A 22,417-nucleotide genomic window follows, 5' to 3' on the forward strand; every position below is an offset into this window, starting at 1 on the left:
AATATTATTGACAAATTTGCAGTCTAGATAAATTGGTTGCAAACAAAACCGCTAAAACCGTATATTTGCGGTTAATTATACCATAATCAATTGAGAATGAATAAGGCTATTAGTGGATTTTCTAAATTATCCAAAGAAGAAAAAATAAAATGGATTGCAAATGAATATTTTTCGACCCCTACAGAAGCTATTGCCTTACTGAAAAACTACTGGAATTCTGACGAAAAAATACAGCAGTTGCATGATGAATTCATCGAAAACACCATTACAAATTTTTATATACCATTGGGAGTTGCTCCAAATTTTCTAATTAACGGAAAATATAGCACTATTCCGATGGCAATTGAGGAAAGTTCAGTTGTAGCTGCTGCTTCTAAAGCAGCTAAATTCTGGTCTACTCGTGGCGGATTTAAAACGACTGTTATAAACACTGAAAAAATAGGCCAAGTTCACTTTATCTATACTGGAGATGTTTCTAAATTAAATTCATTTTTTGCTCAAACTAAGAATAAATTTTTCAAACAAGCAGAATCCATAACTGTTAATATGCAAAAAAGAGGTGGTGGAATTTTAGATATAGTTCTAAATGACAAAACTGATTTACTGCCTAATTACTTTCAGCTACATGCCACTTTTGAGACCAAAGACAGCATGGGAGCTAATTTTATCAATTCTTGTTTAGAACAATTTGCAAAGACATTAAAAGAAGAAGCGCATAATTACGATCTATTTACTCAATCGGAGAAAGAAATCGAAGTAGTTATGAGCATACTTTCCAATTATGTTCCTAATTGCCTTGTGAGAGCTGAAGTTTCGTGTCCCGTATCTGAATTAGAAGAGAAACACATTCCAAATCCTGAGGAATTTGCTCATAAATTTATTCAAGCTGTTCAGATTGCGGAAGTTGAACCGTATCGTGCTGTAACGCACAACAAAGGAATTATGAACGGAGTTGATGCTGTAGTACTTGCAACAGGCAACGATTTTAGAGCTGTAGAAGCTGGAATTCATGCTTATGCATCTAAAAACGGAAAATACTCGAGTCTTTCTCATGCAAAAATAGAAAATGGAATTTTTACTTTTTGGCTAGAAATTCCTTTAGCTTTAGGTACCGTTGGCGGATTGACTTCTTTGCACCCATTAGTAAAATTATCTTTAGAAATGCTAGAAAAACCTTCGGCAAAAGAATTAATGCAATTTGTAGCCGTAGCTGGATTAGCGCAAAATTTTGCTGCGTTACGTTCCTTAACCACCACAGGGATTCAGGAAGGACACATGAAAATGCATTTAAACAACATCATCAATCAGTTTGAGGCTAGTGATGAAGAACGCATTTTAATTCAGAAGCATTTCAAAAAAAATACCGTTACTCACAGTGCAGTAGTAACATTTATTGAAGAGATAAGAAAATAACAAACAGATCTTTGACAGATTGAGACCATCAAAGAGCTAAAAAATACTGAAATAAATTCAGCATAAATGAAAAAAACATTCTACAGTAACGGAAAACTTTTAATCACGGGAGAATATCTCGTTCTTGATGGCGCTAAAGGATTTGCACTTCCTACCAAATTTGGTCAAAATTTAATTATTGAAGAAGGAAATAAGCAAGAATTTCATTGGAAGAGTTATGATGCTGATGGAAGTATTTGGTTTGAAGACACTATTACTTATAATGACTTAATAAACGAAATTGATCTTGAAGAAGAATCTGTAAAAACTACTTTGACTATCATCCTAAAAGAAGCGTTCTTACTAAACCCAACTTTCATGGATCCTTCTAAGGGATTCAAAATTACCACAGAGCTTAGTTTTTCAAAAAGCTGGGGCTTAGGAACATCATCTACACTTATAAACAACATTGCACAGTGGTTACAAATTGATGCCTTTAAGCTACTTCAAAATAGCTTTGGAGGAAGTGGTTATGACATTGCCTGCGCACAAAACAATACTCCTATTTTATACCATTTAGAAAATGGAAAACCAATTATAGAACAAGTTTCTTTTTCTCCCGATTTTATACCAAACATTTATTTTGTATATCTCAATAAAAAACAAAGTAGCAAAATTGCAATTGCCGGTTACAATAAGAACAGAAAAAATAATTTAGAGAAAATAATTGCTACAAATGATCAAATAACAATTCAGGTTTTACAAGCAGAAACCGTTGAATCGTTTGCAAAAGCAATTCAGAAGCATGAAATAGATATGAGTTTAATTCTTGAAATGCAAACAGTAAAAGAAGCTTCATTTCCTGATTTTACTGGAACTATAAAGAGTCTTGGTGCTTGGGGAGGCGATTTTGTAATGGTAATTAGCACTGAAAACCCAACAGACTATTTTGTTGAAAAAGGATATACAACTGTTATCCCTTATGCTGAAATGATATTAAACTAACTTTTATGAAGTATACTCTTTTCAGTAGCAAACACAAATTACAGCGTTTATAATTATGTAAGGCCATCAATAGAAAGGAGGAAGTTTGCAGATACAATTCAATCCTGACCAATAAAACACAAAAGAGATTTCTAAATAATTCATTTTTTTATTGATAGAAGTGTCAGCTTATTATGCATATTCACTAATTAGATCAAAATTATAGCACAAAAAAAACCGATACATTTAAAATGTATCGGTTTTTTTTTAACCTATAAGATATAAACTAGTAATTAAACTGTTGTCTGTTATCTTTAATTTTAGCGTTTCCTTTTAATGCAGGAATTACTCTATTTACTTCAGCACCATTTTGAGCTTCTATTTTTGCAACGTATGTCTTATAATCTTTCAACGCTGGAGCTTTAACTGTACTTGTGTTTTTCACAACATAAACACCAGTATTTCCTTCAATTGGAGCCGATAATTTATTTGCTGCTAATGCAAATGCATTCCCAACTACTTTTGGCTCAGGTCCAACATTTGGCAACATTGCATTTTCCATAGTAAGATCAGTTGCTTGTTGCACTGAACCACCAACTGCCTTAGCAATTGCTTCAAGAGAAGAACCAGTCATTTTAGCTTTGATTAGTTCTGCTTTTTTCTTGTTTTTAAGTATTTGCTCTACGTAAGGTCTCGCAACCGAAACTGCTACTAAACCAGATTTATCAATACTTTTAACTTTAGCAATAACGTGTCCTACATTGGCTACTTCAAATCTTTTTACAGAACCTTGTTTTACATCATTTTCAAAAGCCCATCTTACGATGTTTCTTTGTTTTCCTAATGAACCAAAATTCTCATCCATTCCTTTTACAGAAACTGCTGGAGCAACAGTAAGACCCATTTCTTTAGCGGCTTTGCTAAAATCTTTATCAGCAGCTTCCATTTCAAATTTGGTTGCTTGTGTAAACATTTTATCAGAAGTTCCTTCTGAAGCTTGAATTTTTTGAGCTACAGTTGCCAAACGAATTCCGTCTTGCTTGTCTGTTATTTTAATAATATGAAAACCAAAATCTGTTTCAACTAAACCTACTTTACCAATTCCGTTATTAAAAACAAAATCATTAAAAGGCTTAACCATTTGGTTTGGACCAAAATAACCTAAATCACCACCTTGTTGAGAAGAAGAATCATCAGAAGCGGTAAATGCTAACATTAAGAAACTATCCGGATTTGCAGTTACTTGAGCTAAAATACTTTCTGCTTTTGCTTTTGCTTCTGCTTTAGTTCTTTTTTCTTTTTTATTTGGAACTTGAGTTCCTTCATAACTAATTAAAATATGACTTGCTTTAGCATTAACCCCATTTTTCATACCCATTGATCTAGAAATACAATAGTACTGACCAAAAATATAAGGACCATAAACAGTACCTGGAGCAAGGTTAAATAATTTATCAGCATCAATAGCTGGTAAATCTTTTTTAGCAATGTAAGTTGAATCATAAGGAATATCAGAATTTGAATTCACAAAGTCAATCACATTTTTTGTAGTTCTAAATCCTGCTACAGTATCATTTTTCCCTGTTGCTTGGTTGTATACCACACTTCCAGTTAATAATGCACTAATTTTAGATTTTATTTCTGCCTCATCTGCTGGAGATGGTTTATCTTCAATTAAAACGTATTCTACTTCACGAGATTCGTCTGCTTTGAATTTTTTTTCATTTTTCTTCATGTAATCTACAATTTCAGAATCAGTAACTTTTACATCACTATCTTTAATTGTTGAATATAAACCGGCAACGTAAGCAAAGTTAACTTTGTTTGCTTCCATTTCGTATTTCATCTTACCTTCACTCTCAGTTGTATAAACTGCTGCTTTTATCATTGTGTTATACATTTGATATTTCGCATTAAGTTCAGCGTCTTTTTCTCTGTCTTTCAAAAATTGAGCTTGCTCCGGATTAGACTTGAAGTACTCTTTAAATTTAGCAACATCAAATACACCAGCTGCATTCATAAACAATGGATTTCCACCAATATTTTGATCTGCTTTTAAAACTTCCAATAAGTGTTTTTCACCTACTCTCAATCCTAATTTTTCAAACTCTGAAGACAACAAAGCGATAGAAACTTCTTGCTCCCAAACTCTGTTTGCTGCTTCAGTTGAAGTAATTCCTTGCCCACTTTTCTCAACATTACTTACTTTAACTCTAAAGTCTTCAAATGAGATATCTTTTCCATCAATGCTTCCTACATCTTTTGATGTGCTGTTGAAACCACCGCTGTTGAATATATCACCTATGATAAATGCTAATAAACAAAACCCGATAACAAGTATCAGAAGAAGTGAACGTTGTCTAATTTTTTGTAAAACTGCCATTTTATTGTTGTTAATTTTTATATTCAGTTTGCGAAAATACAATTATCTAGTTAATAATAATACTAGTAGCGTTTTATTTTGCAAGAATTTTTACTTTCACAATAAAAATCACTCTTGCACGCTCATTTTAACCAATTCTATTTTCTTGTTTGTAGCCTCTTGTATTACAAAATGATAGCTTCCTACGGTAATAATAGCACCTTTTTGTGGAATTTCTTTAGTAAAATTGACAATAAATCCGCCAAGCGTACCATAGGAGTCTTCCTCTGGAATATTAAGTTTATATTTTTCATTAAGATACTCAACATCTAATCGAGCTGAAAACTGAAAACTACCATCATCGAGTAGGTTTTCTATCAACTCTTCCTCCGAATCGTGCTCATCTTCTATTTCGCCAAAAAGTTCTTCTACAATATCTTCGATAGTAATAATCCCTGAAGTACCGCCGTATTCATCTAAAACTACAGCAACACTTTTTCGCTTTTTAGTCAGCAGATTCATGGCGTCTTTTATAAATATGGTTTCTGGAACAAACTCTACAGAAATAACAATTTCTTCAATATTATTGGGTTTTTTAAACATATCAAAAGAATGCACGTAACCAATAATTTCATCAAAAGATTTTTGATAAACCACAATTTTAGAATATCCAGTTTCGATAAACAATTCTCTTAAATCTTCTATCGAATCAAATAAATCTACAGCTACAATTTCAATCCTAGGAGTCATTACATCTCTAGCTTTTACACCAGAAAACTCTAATGCATTTTGAAACATTAATATCTCTGAATCTACTAATTCATTGTCTTCTACAGTGCTCATTTGCTCTGTAATGTAATCTCCAAGTTCTAATTTACTAAAAAAAAGAGGCGTGATATCACCCTCTGTTTTAAAGAATTTTCTCAATATAAAATCTGAAATTCCTATAAAAAATGCTGAAATAAAATAAAAAATCTTGTAAAAAACATAAGCCGGAATCGCAAGAAATTTAATTAATGAATTGGCATAAATCTGGAAGAAAACTTTAGGAAGAAACTCTGCCGTAACAAGAATTATCATTGTAGAAACAACAATTCTTATTATTAAAGCCAAACTAACCGAAAGCGGATTTGAAAAAGACAGTAGCCAATGCGTAAGCAATTCGCCCATAAAAAAACCGTAAACAACCATTGCAATAGTATTCCCTATTAACATGGCAACAATGAAATTTGTAGGCTTTTCAGTAAGTTTAGTCAGTATTTTAGAAAGAAAATTATCTTGTTTTTTTTCAATTTCAAGATATATTTTATTCGACGAGACAAAGGCAATCTCCATTCCTGAAAAAAAAGCACTTAGTATTATACACAATATGATAATACTAATCTCCACTATTTAGAGTTGTTATTTCTATCTTCAAATTTTTTAGCATATTTTCTTCTAAAAAAGAACATAAAAATAGCCAAAGCGGCAATTATAAAACTCAACCAAGGAGTTCCTGTTTGTGGGTCTATCAGTTTAGTAACTCCATCATAGATGAAATAAGCAGCAAAAAGCAGATAAACGTATTGTGTTAATTTTAGGTAATTCATGGTATTATTAATTATTCATTGGTTTCTACTTCGCCAGTAATTTTTTGAGAATTAATGACTTTAAAATCTTTACTAAAATCTATTCCTTGGCCGTTTGAAACTCCTTTTGGATCGGTAAACTTAAATCTACGCTCTGTAAAGAACCATTCGTTTTTTTGATCAAAATAAAGCTGTTCCGTCTCTAATATTTGACCATCTTCGGTATATATTTTTACTTTTCCTTGCAAATCAATAATACTAGATCCTTTATATGAAATTGCATAATTAGACCTAATAAAGGTTTTTTTTGCCTTCTTATCATACAAAGTAACATCTATTCCTTTTGGAAATTCTGTAAAAGGGAAATTAACACTTGCGTAATCAAGCATCTTAGAACTAACCAAAATTGCAGTAATACGGCCTGAGTCGGTATATTTTAAATTAACCATATCAGCATCACTGCTTGGAACAAACTCGGAAAAGTTAATTTTTTGTATTTCTTTAAAATTACTTTCGCATCCAAAAAACAGAGTCACAGCAAAAGCTGTGACAATCTTTATTGTATTTTTTGTATTAAATAAAGTCATACGCTAAACTTAGCAATAAATTTATGAATGGTAATTTTAGTTGAATTTTCGTTTAACAAACCATTGCTCATTAAGTGAAAAACTCACACTTACATTGGCATAATTTTCTTGAACTAAATTTGCTGTAGTGGTACCTTTTTTACCAATTTCAAAACCAACATTTACATTAGAAAATGTTCCTGACAAGGGCAAACCTAATCCTAATGTTAATGCCATATCATTTATTGGCTCAGAATTAATAATCAAACCGGTTTTTTCATATCTAAATCCACCTCTGTAAGTAATTCTTTTTGCATAGCTTGAAAATGCATTATAACTAGGAACATAATATCCTCCTAGACTATATTTTGAGTGCTTTTCATGAGTCACATTAACAGCTGAGTTATAATAACTACTCATAGAGCTTGCTCCTTGAAAAGTATATCCAACACCTAACAACCACTTTCTAGCTTCACCAATACCTGCAGCAAATGCATATTTACTTGGCACTTTTAGATTCTCATTTGTCTTTACATTTTCTAAAACATCAACAATTTGCAAATCAAAATTAGAATTATATAAAGCTGTAGCAATATTTCTGGAGTTTTTAGATTTTAAATCACTTTCAATCGTATAATTTAAGCTACTAAAAAAAGACAGTTTCTTATCAATTTTTTTCTGGTACATAGCGCCTAGATTGAAATTAAATCCAGACAAATCAACTTCATTTAACTCACGTGTTCCAATAGAAATATCATTGATATATTCAAAATTGTTAGATTCAATTTTTCCAAAATTATAATTCAAATCGGCACCCACGCTAAATTCAGAATTTATCTTATATCCTGCACCAATAAATGCTTTATTCAGACCTCCTTTACCATTAAAACTTTGATTGTTTTCTGTTCCAGAGCCTAATGTTCTAATTTTATAACCAACAGATGAATATGGAATTAACCCAAAGCCTACACCAAATTTACCTAAAGGCAAACCTACCGCTAAGTAATCTAAAGTTGATCTTGTTGCTTTAGCAGAATTAGTATTTGATTTCAAGTTAGTCGATGAGTAACTTCCACCTAGTGTAAAAGTCGTCAATTTTAAACTTGCATAACTCGCAGGATTTTCTAAATTCATGTGAATACTATCTTGCTCAATGGCTATACCTCCCATAGAACGGGTTTCATGGGTTCCTTTGAACCTTACATCACCTATACCGTAAAATGAATATGGAGAAGCAGTTCCTTCTTGAGCAAAAGAAACTAATGATAAAAGCAAACAAGCGCTTACTATAATTTTTTTAATCATTTTTTGATTTTATATTGAAAAGTTTGGTTCAAACTCTCTAATAGAAAATTTGAATTGGCAAATATGGTATTTTTTAATCGTTTAGCCAAAAAATCTGTGTCTCCACCCGTTAAAATTATTATAAAATTTAAATATCGCGATCTATAATCTGCTATGAATCCGTCAATCTCGTAAACTAATCCATTAACAATACCAGAATGAATGGATTCTGAAGTAGAGTTTCCAATAAGATTTTTGGGCGCTTCTAAGGACAATAAAGGCAATTTTGCAGTGTAATTATGCAGTGATTCATACCTTAATCTTAGTCCAGGAGCGATTGCTCCACCTAAATAATTATTTTGATCGTCTATAAAATCATAAGTGATACAAGTTCCTGCATCAATAACCAAACGATTCTGATTAGGAAATTGGAGTACAGCTCCAGCAGCAAGAACCACTCGGTCTAATCCTAATGTATGTGGTGTACTGTATTTATTTTGAAAAGGAAAAGAATCTTTATGAGATATAAAAAAAACATCGACTACTTTTTCGTAAGCTAAAAAAGATTGTTTTTCGACATCTCCAACTGAGGAAACAACGAGATCTGATACTTTTTTAAACTTTTTTAAAATAAAATCTATATTTTTTTGAAGCTCTATTTTCGTGAAAACAAAATGCTCTAAAAGCATAGATTCCTCAAAAACAGCCGCTTTAATTCTAGAATTACCCACATCAACAACTAAAACCATAATATATTCTTTGATGTTGCGAAGGTACGAATTGATTTTTTTAAAAAAATGTTTTGGATATACTAAAAATGATTCTATATTTGCACCCGCAATAGCACGGTACCTTAGCTCAGATGGTAGAGCAATGGACTGAAAATCCATGTGTCCCTGGTTCGATCCCTGGAGGTACCACAAAACCCGAATAGAAATATTCGGGTTTTTTGTTTTATAAAATTGACGTTTATTGCTTCTCCTGATTCATTATAACTTGAAAGTCAACAGAAACCAAATATTATACATCTTTAGGAATTTGATTCTTTTGTTTTTTTAAACTTGAAAAAATAAGTATTACAATTTATTAAACTTAAATTTTTGACCTCCTACTGACGCTTCATACATCAATCCTCCTTTTAGTGCTGTAAAAACCATAACACCTTCTGCATACTTAACATTCGCCGAAGCACCTTCTGTCGCAGCCACTGCAGAAGCTTGAGCCGAAAACTCAAAGTTACTTTCCTCAAATCGCGATAAATCTTTTTTCGCCTCAAAAAATATCACTTCTCTATAAGCCTGTCCACCTGCTTGAAATCCTATACTCAATTGCGAAAGCTTTGCCATACCTATAATTTTACCTTTCTCATAAACAACACCATTTCCTGCAGCTCCTCCTATTCCGAAGCCACCTTTACCAACATTAGGAAAAATAACATACCCATGTGCATTCTCAAAAAGATCTTTCATAAGAGCATCGGCTTTAATAAATTCAGCTTTTGCCATCTTGCTGTCAGCAATAATTTTATTTTTTTTAGCTTCTGACTGTCCTAACACAGATGCAGTACTCATCACAAAAACTACTGCCATCATCCAAATAACATTCAAATTTTTCATATCCTTTATTTTTAATTGTTCATAAACTATTGACGCAATAATCCATCTGATTTATTAAAAAAGAAGAATAAAAACGCTTATCAAATATACCATAAAAAATCAAACAAAACACAAAACAACTGATTATCAATACAATATAAGTAAGATGTTTTTTTTTACAGTTGAATTATGGCAATCAACATAACCACATTAATAAGCAGTTAGAAACAGTACATTAATGTAATCATTATTAAGTTTTGATAAATTTAAAAAGTTTTAAATGAATGCGTTTTTATAATATAATTGCAAAATTACTATATTTATGCAAAATTTATATACATGGAGATTTTAACCTGTCCAAAATGCCAAAGCAATCACATCATCAAAAGTGGTGTAATAAACAGCAAACAAAGGTACTTATGCAAAAAATGTAATTATTTTTTTACCGTAAATAAAATAGGAAAAAAGATCGATGATTACTATGTCACTAAAGCATTACAACTTTATTTAGAAGGGCTCAGTTTTCGTGAAATAGAGCGAATCATCGGGGTTTCACATGTAACCGTTAGCAACTGGGTAAAGTCCTATAATATAAAAAAACCTTCTCATGGCAACTATCACCCTACTTATAAGATTATTAATCATTTAGAATTAATAGAATTTATAAAAAACAAAGAATTACTTTCTGGTGCAGGTATGATAATCACAGAACTTGGTGATAAATTTATGCTTATAAAATGGGAGCGTTTCAAGGATTAACTATAGTAGTTTACATAAAAATATATCATAATTTTTTTCTAGAATAAAATAATTGAATTTGGCACCGTTGAAACTAACCACTTTGATAAAACCAAACCAACTAGTTATTATGAAAAAAGCATGTTTATTATTTTTTGTCGGAATAGCTTACTTTCAAGGTTATTCACAAACTCCAACACCATTACCTACACAAACAAATACTGAGAAAGAATGGGACATTAGTTTGTACGGTTTTGCTAGAACTGACTTTATTTGGGACAGTCGAAAGTCCGCTTTTACTAGAGAAGGCCAGTTAAATCTATATCCGTTAGATGTAATTTTAGACGCTAATGGTAAAGATATTAATGATGCTCCACAATCTAATTTTCTATCCATTACATCAAGATTAGGAGTAAAAGCAAAAGGACCGAATGTTTGGGGCGCAAAAACGTCCTCTGTGATTGAAGGCGATTTCTACGGAAATGTTGAAGGTGGCACCATTGGGTTATTGAGATTAAGACATGCTTACATAAATCTCGAATGGTCTAAAACAGCTGTTACAATAGGACAAACTTGGTATCCGCAATTTATTCCTGAAGTTTTTCCTGGCGTGGCAAACTTTAACACAGGTATTCTTTTTAATCCTTTTGGCTGGGCAACACAAGCTAAAATAAAACAAATGTTAACTACTGAATTTTCAGTAACATTTACTGCATACAAAGAAAGAGAATTTACAGTTCCAGGACCTGGAACACAAAATTCCGCATCTATAAACAGTACATTACCCTCACTTAATGGTCAAATTCAATACAAAGGGAACAACTCGATTCTGGGTTTAGGAATCGAATATAAGTCCTTACAACCACTTACAGTTTCCAATAATTTAGTTACCACTGAAAAAGCAAATAGCACTTCATTTTTTGGATACGGAAAATATTCTAATGAAAAATTTTCGATAAAAGCTTACGGAATTTCTGGTGGCAATCTAAACAGCTTAGTAATGCTTGGTGGTTATACTGGTAAAACAATTGCTGGTCAAGTTGAGACTTATAATCCTACAAAAACAACTGCTGTTTGGATTGATCTTGCCAGCAATGGAAAAGCTATTGCTCCAGGATTATTCTTTGGTTATACCAAAAATAATGGATCGAAAGACGATAATACTACCGCTACTTTCGTGAATTATGTTCGAGGTAGTAGCGGAAATAGAATAGTAGATAATGTATGGAGAGCTTCTGGAAGAGTTGACTTTAAGAAAAACAAATTTAGAGTTACTCCTGAGTTAGAATACACCGATGCAACTTGGGGCGATTTAAATAAATCAAATGCAACCGCAGGAGCTAATAAAACAGCAGTAGGAAATTTTAGAACCATGATTTCTTGCGCTTATTCATTTTAAAAAACCAAACTAACAAAAAACCAAAAAATATGAAAGAGAAATCAACAAAAGGAATTTGGAAAGTAATTTCCGCCTCCTCAATGGGCACAATGATCGAATGGTACGACTTCTACATCTTTGGGAGTTTAGCTGTTGTGATTTCAACAAAATTCTTCCCATCAGACAATCCAACGGCAGCTTTCTTATCTACTTTAGCAACTTTTGCTGCTGGATTTGTTGTTCGTCCTTTTGGAGCTCTGTTCTTTGGGAGACTAGGTGATTTAATTGGAAGAAAGTACACCTTTATGGTTACCTTACTTTTAATGGGTGGCGCCACTTTCCTAATTGGTTGTATTCCGAGTTACGAAACCATAGGGTTTATGGCTCCCTTACTCGTTTTAATTCTTCGATTGTTACAAGGTCTTGCCTTAGGAGGCGAATACGGTGGAGCAGCCACTTATGTAGCAGAACACGCACCAGTGGGACAAAGAGGTTATTGGACTTCTTGGATTCAGACTACTGCAACGGTTGGTTTATTCATTTCATTGATGGTAATTCTAGCTACACGAAATATTCTTACCCCAGAACAATTTGATGAATGGGGATGGAGAGTTCCGTTTTGGGTATCTATCATTATGGTTGGCGTTTCTTATTTGATTCGAAAAAACATGGATGAATCTCCCGTTTTTGCAAAAGCAAAAAGTGAAGGAAAAACAAGTACAAATCCATTAAAAGAGAGTTTCGGTAATCGTTATAATTTAAAATTTGTCTTACTAGCTTTATTTGGAGCTACTATGGGACAAGGTGTCGTTTGGTATACAGGACAATTTTACGCGATGAGTTTCATGAAAACCGTAATGGCGATCGATTCTTCTCAAGTAGATACTTTACTCGGAATTGCTTTGATTCTAGGAACACCGTTTTTCGTTTTCTTTGGTTGGTTTAGTGATAAAGTGGGTCGAAAATACATTATGATGGGTGGTATGTTATTAGCAATTTTACTGTACAGACCTATTTACAAACAAATGTACGAAACCACCTCTGTTAAAAACAAAACAGAAATAGTTGCAAAAACGACGCTCCTTGCTGAATTAAAAGAGACCAAAAAACAAACCATGGACTCTATTTATACTACTCACAAAGAGTACACCGATGGAACAACTTTTCAAGAGATAAAAACCGTACATTTAGAAAACGGCACTCCTATTATAATTGATGGAAAACCAAAAGGAGATACCAAAACAACTGTGAAAATTAATTCCAGTGACGAATGGTCTTTAGTATTCCTTGTGTTTATACAAGTCATTTTCGTAACCATGGTTTATGGTCCAATTGCAGCATTTTTAGTTGAAATGTTTCCCGTTAAAATTAGATATACCTCTATGTCATTGCCCTATCACGTAGGTAACGGAATTTTTGGAGGCTTACTTCCGGCTATTTCAACGTATTTTGTTACCAATGCAAAAGATCTTGGTCATCCAGAGTTTTATTTAGAAGGACTTTGGTATCCAATTGTTATTGCTGCTGTCAGTTTTGTAGTTGGAATGGTTTACATAAAAAATAAAGATAAAAACGCTCACGTATAAAAATATAGCTATGAATCAAATAAAAAGAATTTTAGGATTAGTTTGGATTGCATTAGCGGTTGCCGCAGCTTATTTTTGCATCTTTACTTTTGGATTACCAAAATTTGTATCCGGAAAACAAGAGGATTTAGTTTTTGGAATTATTATCCTTTTCGTGCTCACACCTCTTATTGTTTTGGGCTTAGGAACTTTTGGATACTATGCCTTAATGGGAGATTACGACGAAAAAAAGAATTAAAAAAACACTACTTTAACAAACAGTCCCTGTATTTATTTACAGTGATTGTTTGTTATTTAATATAAAGCTGTTGTACCAAAATGATAAAATTTTAACATTATAAAATTAATTGTGTTTTAGTATGACTAATTATAAAGAGACAATGGTTTTAGTTACTTTTATCTAGTACAAACAGTTTTTCAGTTTTTGTATCAATAATACAAATACAACACCCATTATATTAGCTATTCTGCTCACAACAAGCGGTATCTTACTATGAAAAAGAGACATGAACAAAAGTTAGTAATTCTATCAATGCTATTGTTATTAGTATTGAATCTGCCTCTTTTGCTATTATTTGATAGCTCCAAACCAATTTTTGGTTTTCCAATAATCTACATCTATATTTTTTCGGCATGGTTGTTTTCAGTTGCTATTTCGTACTTCATTATAAAAAGATATTATGAATAGCATAGGGCTTTTACTAATATTGGTTATTTATTTAGCTATTCTTTTTTTCATTGCCCATTGGTCTGAAAAAAGAAGTCATTCTAAATGGACTAATAATGCCTATGTATATTCCTTTTCATTGGCAGTTTATTGTACCGCCTGGACGTATTATGGGAGTATTGGCGTTGCTGCAGAATCCGGTTTAAATTACCTAACGATTTATTTAGGCCCTATATTAATTATTCCGACATGGATGATTATTCTCAAGAAAATTATTAGAATTTCGAGGGTGAATAAAATCTCTAGTATCGCAGATTTTATTTCCTTACGTTATGGAAACAGCAGATTTCTTGGAGCCTTAGTCACTATGGTATGCATTTTTGGTATTGTACCTTATATCGCATTACAATTAAAATCTATTTCAGATACTTTTCATATTGTTACAAAAACAGAATCTAGTGCTAATATTTTTACAGATACTACTACTTATGTTTGCTTGGCTTTGGCACTTTTCGCTTCCTATTACGGTACAAAATACGTAGATGCTTCAGAAAAAAGACGCGGTATTGTTACTGCAGTTGCTTTAGAATCTATATTAAAATTAATTTTCTTTTTGATTATAGGAATCTATGTAACTTATTTTGTTTTTGATGGTTTTGATGATATTTATCAAAAAGCAGCTTTACTCAAAGATTTCGACAAAAAAAATACAATTGGTGGGATTAGCAACGGTATTAATTGGTTCTTTTTATGTATATTATCCATGTTTGCTATTTTTTTATTACCTAGACAATTTCATACAGCAATTGTAGAAAACAATAAAGAAAATCATATTAGAACTGCTATTTGGCTTTTTCCTTTATACTTACTGCTTTTTAATATATTTGTTTTTCCAATTGCTTGGGGCGGCAACATCCTTTTTGAAGGAAAAGGCCATAATTCAGACACTTATTCTTTATTGATTCCGCAATTATTTGACAACAACACCTTGACAGTTTTAGTATTTCTGGGTGGATTTTCGGCAGCAATATCAATGATTATTGTTTCTTGTATTTCTCTGTCTACTATGCTTAGTAATAATTTACTAATTCCGTATGGATTTATTGGATCTCTGGAAAATGCATCGCAGAAAAAAAACAACAGACGTATCGTTAACAGTCGCAAAATTGGTATATTTTCTCTTATCATTTTATCCTACGCTATTTATAGAATTTTCATTTTAGATTATTCTCTATTTTCTGTAGGATTGGTCGCTTTCGTAATAATTGCACAACTAGCACCTTCCTTTTTCGGCGCGCTCTTTTGGCGAAGAGGTTCAAAAAAGGGAACGATCACTGGGATTATTTTGGGTTTTTCAGTATGCTTTTACACGTTACTAATTCCTTTTGCTATTGGTCTTACAAAATCAACAAGTATGTTTATTCAAGAAGGACCTTGGGGAATTACACTATTAAAACCTTTTCAGCTTTTCGGATTGGATTATCTGGAACCAATTCCACATGCTTTTTTCTGGAGCTTACTTATTAATACATTTAGTTATATGGCAATTTCCGTAAGTTTTAGCGGAAATTACAGAGAACGCAATTATGCGGAAATGTTTGTAGATATTGACAAATATATTACCAATCATGAAAATGCTTTTATTTGGAAAGGTACCGCTTACATTAGTGACATTCAAAAAGTATTACAACGTTTTTTAGGAGAAGACAGAACAAAGAGAGCTCTTACTATTTTTAATTTAAAATACAATGTAGACAAAGATATCACGACAGCCGATGCGCGATTTATAAAATTTGCAGAGAATCTATTAACCGGCCATATTGGTACAGCTTCCGCAAAAATATTAATATCTAGTGTTATCAAGGAAGATAAGATCAGTTTGCCGGAGGTCTTGCGAATTTTAGAAGAATCTAAAGAAAACCTCATCATCAACAAAAAACTGACAGATACTTCTAATGAACTAAAAAAAATATCGGTACAGTTAAAGAATGCCAATTTAGAACTCGTAAACAAAGACATTCAAAAAGATGAATTTCTAGATACGGTTACACATGAATTAAGAACACCAATTACGGCTATTCGCGCGGCTAGCGAAATCCTTCATGATGACGAGGATATACCAGATGAGTTGCGCAAACAGTTTTTACAAAATATTATTTCCGAATCAGATCGATTGAACCGTTTAATAGACAAAATTTTAGATTTAGAGAAATTTGAAACCGGAAAACAAAAAATATATTTATCTAAAAATGACATTTCTAGAACAATAAAAAATACTTTAGAATCATTACAACAATTGATCAAGAATAAAAAAATTGAAGTGGTTTTTGAAGAATCTTCTTCAGAAATAAAAGCTTTTTATGATGAAGAACGGATTGTTCAAGTTGTTACAAATTTAGTGTCAAATGCTATAAAATTTAGTGCAAATGCCAACGGGAAAATAATAATTTCGATTATTGAAAATAGAGATAACATCGAGGTCAAAATTCACAACAATGGCAAAGGAATTAAAAAAGAAGATTTTGAGGCTATTTTTGATAAATTTTATCAGTCCAGAAATCAAAATGTAAAAAAACCAATAGGAAGTGGATTGGGATTAGCAATTTGTAAAAAAATTATAGAACACCATAAAGGTAGAATTTGGGCAGAAAAAGAAGTTCTTGAAGGCGCAACTTTTATTTTTACCTTACCCAATTATAACACCGCAGAAAATAGTTAAAGAAAAAATGAAAAAGATTTTAATCGTAGATGACGAACCCAATATTGTAATGGCGCTTGAATACACGTTCAAGAAAAACAATTTTGAAGTTTTTATTGCTCGTGATGGACAAGAAGCATTAGAGATTTTAAAAAATCAACTTCCAGATGTAATTATATTAGACGTAATGATGCCTATGGTTGATGGTTTTGCAACATTAGAACACATTAAAAAGAACGAACGGCTGCGGCATTGCAAAGTCATCTTCCTTTCGGCAAAAAACAAAGAAAAAGATATTGAATCAGGACTAGCACTCGGAGCAAACTTATATGTAACCAAACCTTTTTCAGTTAAAAAATTAGTCGAGCAAGTTCATGAATTAACACAATAAAAAAATTCTCAGAATAGGGAGTTATTAAAATGTAGAGGTTACATTATAACAAAATCAAAAGTTCACGAAATTGAAAATCATTTTTTAAAATAAAAAACAACTAACATCTATAAATATGAGCCGTTACAAAATAAATAATCTAGAAGAATACTTTAAAGAATATAAAAAATCCATTCGCGAACCAAGAAAGTTTTGGGATAAGATAGCCGCCGAAAATTTTACGTGGTACCAACAATGGGACAAAGTAGTCGATTTTAATATGGCTGAAGCCGAAATAAAATGGTTTACTGAGGCTAAAGTTAACATCACCAAAAACTGTATCGACAGACATCTTGCTAAAAAAGGAGAAAAAACAGCTATTATTTTCGAACCAAATGATCCTTCTGAAGAAGCGGTTCATATTTCGTATAATGAGTTACACCAAAAGGTTTGCAAAATGGCAAATGTTTTATTAGATCAAGGTGTAAAAAAAGGAGATCGTGTTTGCATTTATTTGCCCATGATTCCCGAATTAGCAATTACTACATTGGCCTGTGCTAGAATTGGAGCAATCCATTCCGTTGTATTTGCTGGGTTTTCAGCATCGGCAGTGACGGCAAGAATTAATGATAGCGAGTGCAAAATGGTAATTACTTCAGATGGTGGTTATCGTGGTAACAAGACAATAGACTTAAAAAGCATCGTTGATGAAGCTCTAGAAAAAAGTCCTTGCGTAGAAAATGTGTTGGTGGTAAAAAGAATCCATTCGGAAATTAATATGAAAGAAGGTCGTGACCAATGGCTAGAGCCTCTTCTTGATCAAGCATCGGATAATAATGTAGCCGAAATTATGGATGCAGAAGATCCTTTGTTTATTCTTTATACTTCAGGATCAACAGGAAAACCAAAAGGTATGGTTCATACTACTGCGGGTTATATGGTTTATGCTGCATACACTTTTAAAAACGTATTTAATTATGAGGACAATGACATCTTTTGGTGTACTGCGGATATTGGTTGGATTACCGGACATTCTTATATTTTGTACGGTCCCTTATTAAACGGAGCCACTACAATAATTTTCGAAGGTGTGCCTTCCTATCCTGATTTCAGTCGTTTTTGGGAAACAATAGAAAAGCACAAAGTAACCCAATTCTACACTGCTCCAACTGCCATTAGGGCTTTAGCCAAAGAGAACTTATCTTATGTTCAAAAATTTAAATTGGAAACATTAAAAGTAATTGGTTCTGTTGGAGAACCTATAAATGAAGAAGCATGGCACTGGTATAATGATCACGTAGGAGGCAAAAGATGTCCGCTGGTTGATACTTGGTGGCAAACTGAAACAGGCGGGATTCTAATATCCCCTTTAGCTTTTGTAACACCAACAAAACCAACTTATGCTTCCTTACCATTACCGGGAATTCAACCCGTATTAATGGATAGCAAACGAAATGAAATTGAAGACAATCAAGTCACGGGAAGTCTTTGTATAAAATTTCCTTGGCCGGGAATTGCAAGAACTATTTGGGGGGATCACCAACGCTATAAAGAAACTTACTTTTCTGCTTTTCCAGGTAAATATTTTACTGGCGATGGAGCTTTACGTGATGAAGTGGGATACTATAGAATTACAGGCCGTGTAGACGATGTGGTTATCGTTTCAGGACACAATCTTGGCACAGCACCTATTGAAGATTCAATTAATGAGCATCCAGCCGTTGCTGAATCTGCCATTGTAGGTTTTCCTCATGACGTAAAAGGGAATGCGTTATATGGTTTTGTAATTTTGAAAGAAACCGGAGAATATCGCGACAGAGAAAACTTGATTAAAGAAATTAATCAACAAATCTCAAATCATATCGGACCAATTGCCAAACTCGATAAAATACAGTTTGTGTCTGGTTTACCAAAAACACGTTCTGGAAAAATCATGCGTAGAATTTTACGCAAAATTGCCGAAGGTGATTATTCTAATTTTGGAGATACATCTACCTTATTAAATCCTGAAATTGTAGATGAAATTAAAGAAGGAAAAATTTAATTTTTGCTTTTTAATTGTTGTTCAAAAGTATTCCAAATAAAGGAGTTCACTGAAACATATCGCCTATTTTGAGCAATATTACCCTTAAATAATAAAAATCGCTTATAACTGAATTTTAAAGATTCGTTATAAGCGATTTATTTTTATAAGCTTTTTTTGATCTACTTTTCATTTGAACCATTTCTTTTTATTCATTAAAAACTTCGATTATCTTTATATACTTAATTGGATTATTCTTTTTAAATTTACTGTAAACTATTTTATTTCAGATTGTTAGTGCCGAAAGTTATTCCTCTATCATAACCATCTCCATTTTTGAAATAACTATTTTCGGCTTGAATTTGGTATCTATTCTTTGCTTTTTCCTTGTAATATCCAGTTTCTTAAAAAGCTATTTTATCAACGAACTGAAATTGATAAGTTCATACTCTGGATTCTTAACTAAAAAATATTTAATAGACATATCATATTACCAGAGTTCTATTACATCGACATCTGAAACGCTGTGAATTGTTTTCAAATTGAATTTTCACTGAACTGAATCGCTTGTTGTTATTATTATTGCGCTAGCTTTTATAAAATCTCATAATTACACTTAAACAAAAAAAGGAGTAGAAAAACTTCGTTTTCTACTCCTTTTAACTAACAATTTATATCTCAAAAGACTTTTTTAATGCATTCTCGAATAATAGTCTTGTTTTGGATACATTAAAAAATTATTCTAACGTTATCGTTTTGGCAGCGTTATCAATTTTTAGGACTCTCATTCCTGTTGGTCCTGTATATTTAAAATTAAAATCACCATCATTAGCATTTACTAATTCAGGAGTAATGGTATAACCTGCGTTAGCGTAAAATGCGTAACTGCGACTCGCATCCCAGTTTCCGTTACTTGTGAAATTATTGCCTAGAAAAATTCTAAAAGCTTCTCCACCATTTAACATTACTGCCACTTGATATACATTGGTTTGGCCTATTACTAATGGCAACTCGGTTTCTGCATCATCATCCCATGACCATCCTCCAGGAGTAGCTGCGCCTACAAGCCATAATGAACTTGCTAATGGTGTTCGGTACGAAGTAACTTTAATAGTAAAGAAATTAGAAAACTGTGCTACACTGCTGGTAGCTCCTATAGATGATTTTACACGAATATCTACTAAGTTTTCTTGTTTTTCAACAAAGCCACCATTCACTAATGCTGAATTTAATTCTCCAACGGTAATTGCCTTAAAACGACTTGTAGTGGTAGTAACAACAATTGGCGCTGCAAATTTAGTTCCTGCTTTTGCAATTTCTATTGTATAATTTACAACAGTAGGCGTTCCCGCATAAGCAGCATCGTCCCATACAAAAGTGGTTGCAACATCTTTTTCTGTTGCTTTAGAAAGTACGATATTAAAATCTCCTGTTGGTGATAATAATACAGGTGCTTTTACCCCAGCTACAGCTTCTCTATTGGTATCTTGAATATCATCTGTACAAGAAATAGCTGCTATGCTCAAAAAAGCAACTAATAATTTATTAATATTTTTCATGTTTTTTTATTTTTAATGTGAAACAGTCATTTAATAGCCCGTGTTTTGCGTCAAATTAGGATTGGATGAAATAGATGAACTAGGTATCGGAAAAACATTTAAATTGGATGCAAATGAAGTTCCATTGGCAACATTTCCTTTCCAAGCCCAATTGTAATTGCCTCCACCGTATTTATTAAAGCGAATCAAATCTTGTCTTCGGTGACCTTCCCAATGCAATTCTCTCGCTCTCTCATCAATAATAAAGTTTAAGTTTACTTGAGCCTGAGTAACATTTGCAACAGCAGAACCATTATTTGCTCTTTCTCTTAAAGCATTAATATAATTTAACGATTGAACAGAAGCATTGGCAGAAGTATTTGAATTGGTAGCACCATCTTTTCTCATTTGCGCCTCAGCATACATTAAGTACGCATCGGCTAATCTAAATAATGGAAAATCAGTATCTACAAATGTGGAGTTTACCCCAGCAATACCAGCTGAAGTTTTGTTAGAATATTTACGCAAAATATATCCTTGTCCCGCATTAGTAAGTTCAGCAATATCAATTGGTCTTGTACCAGCTGCATACGTTTTTCTGGTATCGGTATCAAATTGCGAACCATCAAATTTCTCTACTAATTGTCTTCGCATACGCAACGCTCCTCCAAAACCACCAACACCAAATTCAGCACCGTTGGATTCGATAGAACCTACTTGACCGTTAATTATAACAGTAGTAGCACCGTAATTTTGAGTTTTTATACCATCTGATTGTAAGGTAAAAATAAGCTCAGAAGAGGTATTATTGTTAGCATTAAAATTGTCTAAATAATTCGTTTTTAAGGAATATCCTCCACCAATTACCTCGGTACATTTAGTCATACACTCCGCATATTTTGGTGTGCCAATATATACCTCAGCATTCAAGTACATTTTTGCTAGAATCATTTGAGCCATCGCTTTGTCTAATCTCCCATACTCATTTGTTCTTGCGGCTTTAAGATTTGGAATTACTTCATTCAGTTCTTTTTCAATAAAAGTAAATAATTGTTGTCTGTTGTATTGTGGCCCTTTAAAATTCAATTTGTCATTTTCTGTAATAAAAGGGGCTTTTCCAAACAAATCCATGATGTTATAATAAGCAAACGCTCTTAAAACACGTACTTCATTTCTGTAAAAATTAATTTCTGCAACATCTGCCGTAGCATTAATTCCTCTTGAACTTAATAATTCTGGTGTAGATTGTCTCAAAAAATCATTAGCAAGTGCAACCTCAGCCATTGTTCTACTAAACATACCTAGTAAAATAGGATTGGCGGCTGTCCAGGTATTCCTTTGCAATTCAGCAACTCCTTCATCATTTTCATAGGTCCAAACGGCTTCATCTGTTGTTAAACTTTGTAAATACCACATACATCTTCCAAACTGACTTGTTCCTGCATCAATTCCTTGTAAGAACGAAGAACCTGCATCTCCTGTACCGGTCAAACTAAGATTGCCATATACACCAGCCAATGCTTGCTTGTATCCTAAAGGAGTAGTAAATAGTTTTTCCGAAGAAAGTACTCTTGGATCTTCTGCTACTACATCTAAATCACCCGTACACGATTGCAATGTCGCTAAAGCAAATAGGAAGTAAATAAAATTTATTTTTTTCATGATCTT

The 22,417-nt window shown here is 32.7% G+C and carries 18 protein-coding genes and 1 tRNA gene; 10 read left to right on the plus strand and 9 right to left on the minus strand.

Features of this window, described 5'->3' with window-relative positions; genetic code table 11:
* The first annotated feature begins 96 nt into the window (after positions 1-96).
* Together J3S90_RS13865 and J3S90_RS13870 are read left to right on the plus strand one after the other, a co-directional pair.
* Positions 97-1,413, plus strand: a complete 1,317-nt coding sequence (locus tag J3S90_RS13865) for a hydroxymethylglutaryl-CoA reductase, degradative (RefSeq protein ID WP_210646685.1) — start codon at positions 97-99, stop codon at positions 1,411-1,413.
* 66 nt (positions 1,414-1,479) lie between these two features.
* The gene (locus J3S90_RS13870; RefSeq protein ID WP_188051380.1) at positions 1,480-2,397 is read left to right on the plus strand and encodes a GYDIA family GHMP kinase; all 918 of its coding nucleotides are present in this window, start codon (positions 1,480-1,482) and stop codon (positions 2,395-2,397) included.
* A gap of 265 nt (positions 2,398-2,662) precedes the next feature.
* Here J3S90_RS13870 and J3S90_RS13875 read toward each other — a convergent pair whose 3' ends face one another.
* The 6 genes from J3S90_RS13875 to J3S90_RS13900 all read right to left on the minus strand — a co-directional run bounded on the left by J3S90_RS13875 (position 2,663) and on the right by J3S90_RS13900 (position 8,905).
* Positions 2,663-4,759, minus strand: a complete 2,097-nt coding sequence (locus J3S90_RS13875; RefSeq protein WP_210646686.1) for a peptidylprolyl isomerase — start codon at positions 4,757-4,759, stop codon at positions 2,663-2,665.
* Positions 4,760-4,867: 108 nt separating this feature from the next.
* Positions 4,868-6,127 (minus strand): hemolysin family protein, encoded by a 1,260-nt coding sequence (locus tag J3S90_RS13880; RefSeq protein WP_210646687.1) that lies wholly within the window; start codon positions 6,125-6,127, stop codon positions 4,868-4,870.
* Positions 6,127-6,327 (minus strand): hypothetical protein, encoded by a 201-nt coding sequence (locus J3S90_RS13885; RefSeq protein WP_210646688.1) that lies wholly within the window; start codon positions 6,325-6,327, stop codon positions 6,127-6,129. The genes J3S90_RS13880 and J3S90_RS13885 overlap by 1 nt, the downstream gene beginning before the upstream one ends.
* An 11-nt stretch (positions 6,328-6,338) precedes the next feature.
* The gene (gene lptC, locus J3S90_RS13890; protein WP_188051384.1) at positions 6,339-6,893 is read right to left on the minus strand and encodes an LPS export ABC transporter periplasmic protein LptC; all 555 of its coding nucleotides are present in this window, start codon (positions 6,891-6,893) and stop codon (positions 6,339-6,341) included.
* Positions 6,894-6,929: 36 nt separating this feature from the next.
* Positions 6,930-8,177 carry a hypothetical protein gene (locus J3S90_RS13895; protein WP_210646689.1) on the minus strand — a complete coding sequence of 416 codons (1,248 nt, stop codon included), beginning with the start codon at positions 8,175-8,177 and terminating at the stop codon, positions 6,930-6,932.
* Positions 8,174-8,905 carry a type III pantothenate kinase gene (locus J3S90_RS13900; protein ID WP_210646690.1) on the minus strand — a complete coding sequence of 244 codons (732 nt, stop codon included), beginning with the start codon at positions 8,903-8,905 and terminating at the stop codon, positions 8,174-8,176. The genes J3S90_RS13895 and J3S90_RS13900 overlap by 4 nt, the downstream gene beginning before the upstream one ends.
* A gap of 98 nt (positions 8,906-9,003) precedes the next feature.
* On the opposite strand from J3S90_RS13900, the gene J3S90_RS13905 reads away from it, so the two are divergent.
* A tRNA-Phe gene (locus J3S90_RS13905) sits at positions 9,004-9,076 on the plus strand.
* A gap of 156 nt (positions 9,077-9,232) precedes the next feature.
* On the opposite strand, the gene J3S90_RS13910 is transcribed toward J3S90_RS13905, so the two are convergent.
* Complete coding sequence (locus J3S90_RS13910; RefSeq protein ID WP_210646691.1) at positions 9,233-9,772, minus strand: lipid-binding SYLF domain-containing protein; 540 nt, start codon at positions 9,770-9,772, stop codon at positions 9,233-9,235.
* A gap of 318 nt (positions 9,773-10,090) precedes the next feature.
* Here J3S90_RS13910 and J3S90_RS13915 point away from each other — a divergent pair, with 318 nt between their 5' ends.
* The 7 genes from J3S90_RS13915 to acs all read left to right on the plus strand — a co-directional run bounded on the left by J3S90_RS13915 (position 10,091) and on the right by acs (position 19,232).
* Positions 10,091-10,510 (plus strand): IS1/IS1595 family N-terminal zinc-binding domain-containing protein, encoded by a 420-nt coding sequence (locus J3S90_RS13915; RefSeq protein WP_188051388.1) that lies wholly within the window; start codon positions 10,091-10,093, stop codon positions 10,508-10,510.
* 109 nt (positions 10,511-10,619) lie between these two features.
* Positions 10,620-11,888, plus strand: coding sequence for a hypothetical protein (locus J3S90_RS13920; protein ID WP_210646692.1), 1,269 nt, complete (start codon positions 10,620-10,622; stop codon positions 11,886-11,888).
* A gap of 29 nt (positions 11,889-11,917) precedes the next feature.
* A complete protein-coding gene (locus J3S90_RS13925; RefSeq protein WP_210646693.1) occupies positions 11,918-13,453 on the plus strand; it encodes an MFS transporter in 1,536 nt (511 codons plus the stop codon).
* A 10-nt stretch (positions 13,454-13,463) separates the two neighbouring features.
* Positions 13,464-13,691 carry a DUF6814 family protein gene (locus J3S90_RS13930; protein WP_188051391.1) on the plus strand — a complete coding sequence of 76 codons (228 nt, stop codon included), beginning with the start codon at positions 13,464-13,466 and terminating at the stop codon, positions 13,689-13,691.
* Between the two features lie 442 nt (positions 13,692-14,133).
* Positions 14,134-16,839: a sensor histidine kinase gene (locus J3S90_RS13935; RefSeq protein WP_210646694.1), complete on the plus strand. Its 2,706-nt coding sequence runs from the start codon at positions 14,134-14,136 to the stop codon at positions 16,837-16,839.
* 7 nt (positions 16,840-16,846) lie between these two features.
* The gene (locus tag J3S90_RS13940; protein WP_188051393.1) at positions 16,847-17,209 is read left to right on the plus strand and encodes a response regulator transcription factor; all 363 of its coding nucleotides are present in this window, start codon (positions 16,847-16,849) and stop codon (positions 17,207-17,209) included.
* A 115-nt stretch (positions 17,210-17,324) separates the two neighbouring features.
* A complete protein-coding gene (acs, locus tag J3S90_RS13945; protein ID WP_210646695.1) occupies positions 17,325-19,232 on the plus strand; it encodes an acetate--CoA ligase in 1,908 nt (635 codons plus the stop codon).
* Positions 19,233-19,948: 716 nt separating this feature from the next.
* Here acs and J3S90_RS13950 read toward each other — a convergent pair.
* Positions 19,949-20,770, minus strand: a complete 822-nt coding sequence (locus J3S90_RS13950) for a SusE domain-containing protein (protein ID WP_210646696.1) — start codon at positions 20,768-20,770, stop codon at positions 19,949-19,951.
* Between the two features lie 30 nt (positions 20,771-20,800).
* Positions 20,801-22,411 (minus strand): RagB/SusD family nutrient uptake outer membrane protein, encoded by a 1,611-nt coding sequence (locus tag J3S90_RS13955; protein ID WP_210646697.1) that lies wholly within the window; start codon positions 22,409-22,411, stop codon positions 20,801-20,803.
* Positions 22,412-22,417: the final 6 nt, after the last annotated feature.

Source organism: Flavobacterium flabelliforme, assembly GCF_017948675.1.
Lineage (GTDB): Bacteria > Bacteroidota > Bacteroidia > Flavobacteriales > Flavobacteriaceae > Flavobacterium > Flavobacterium pygoscelis.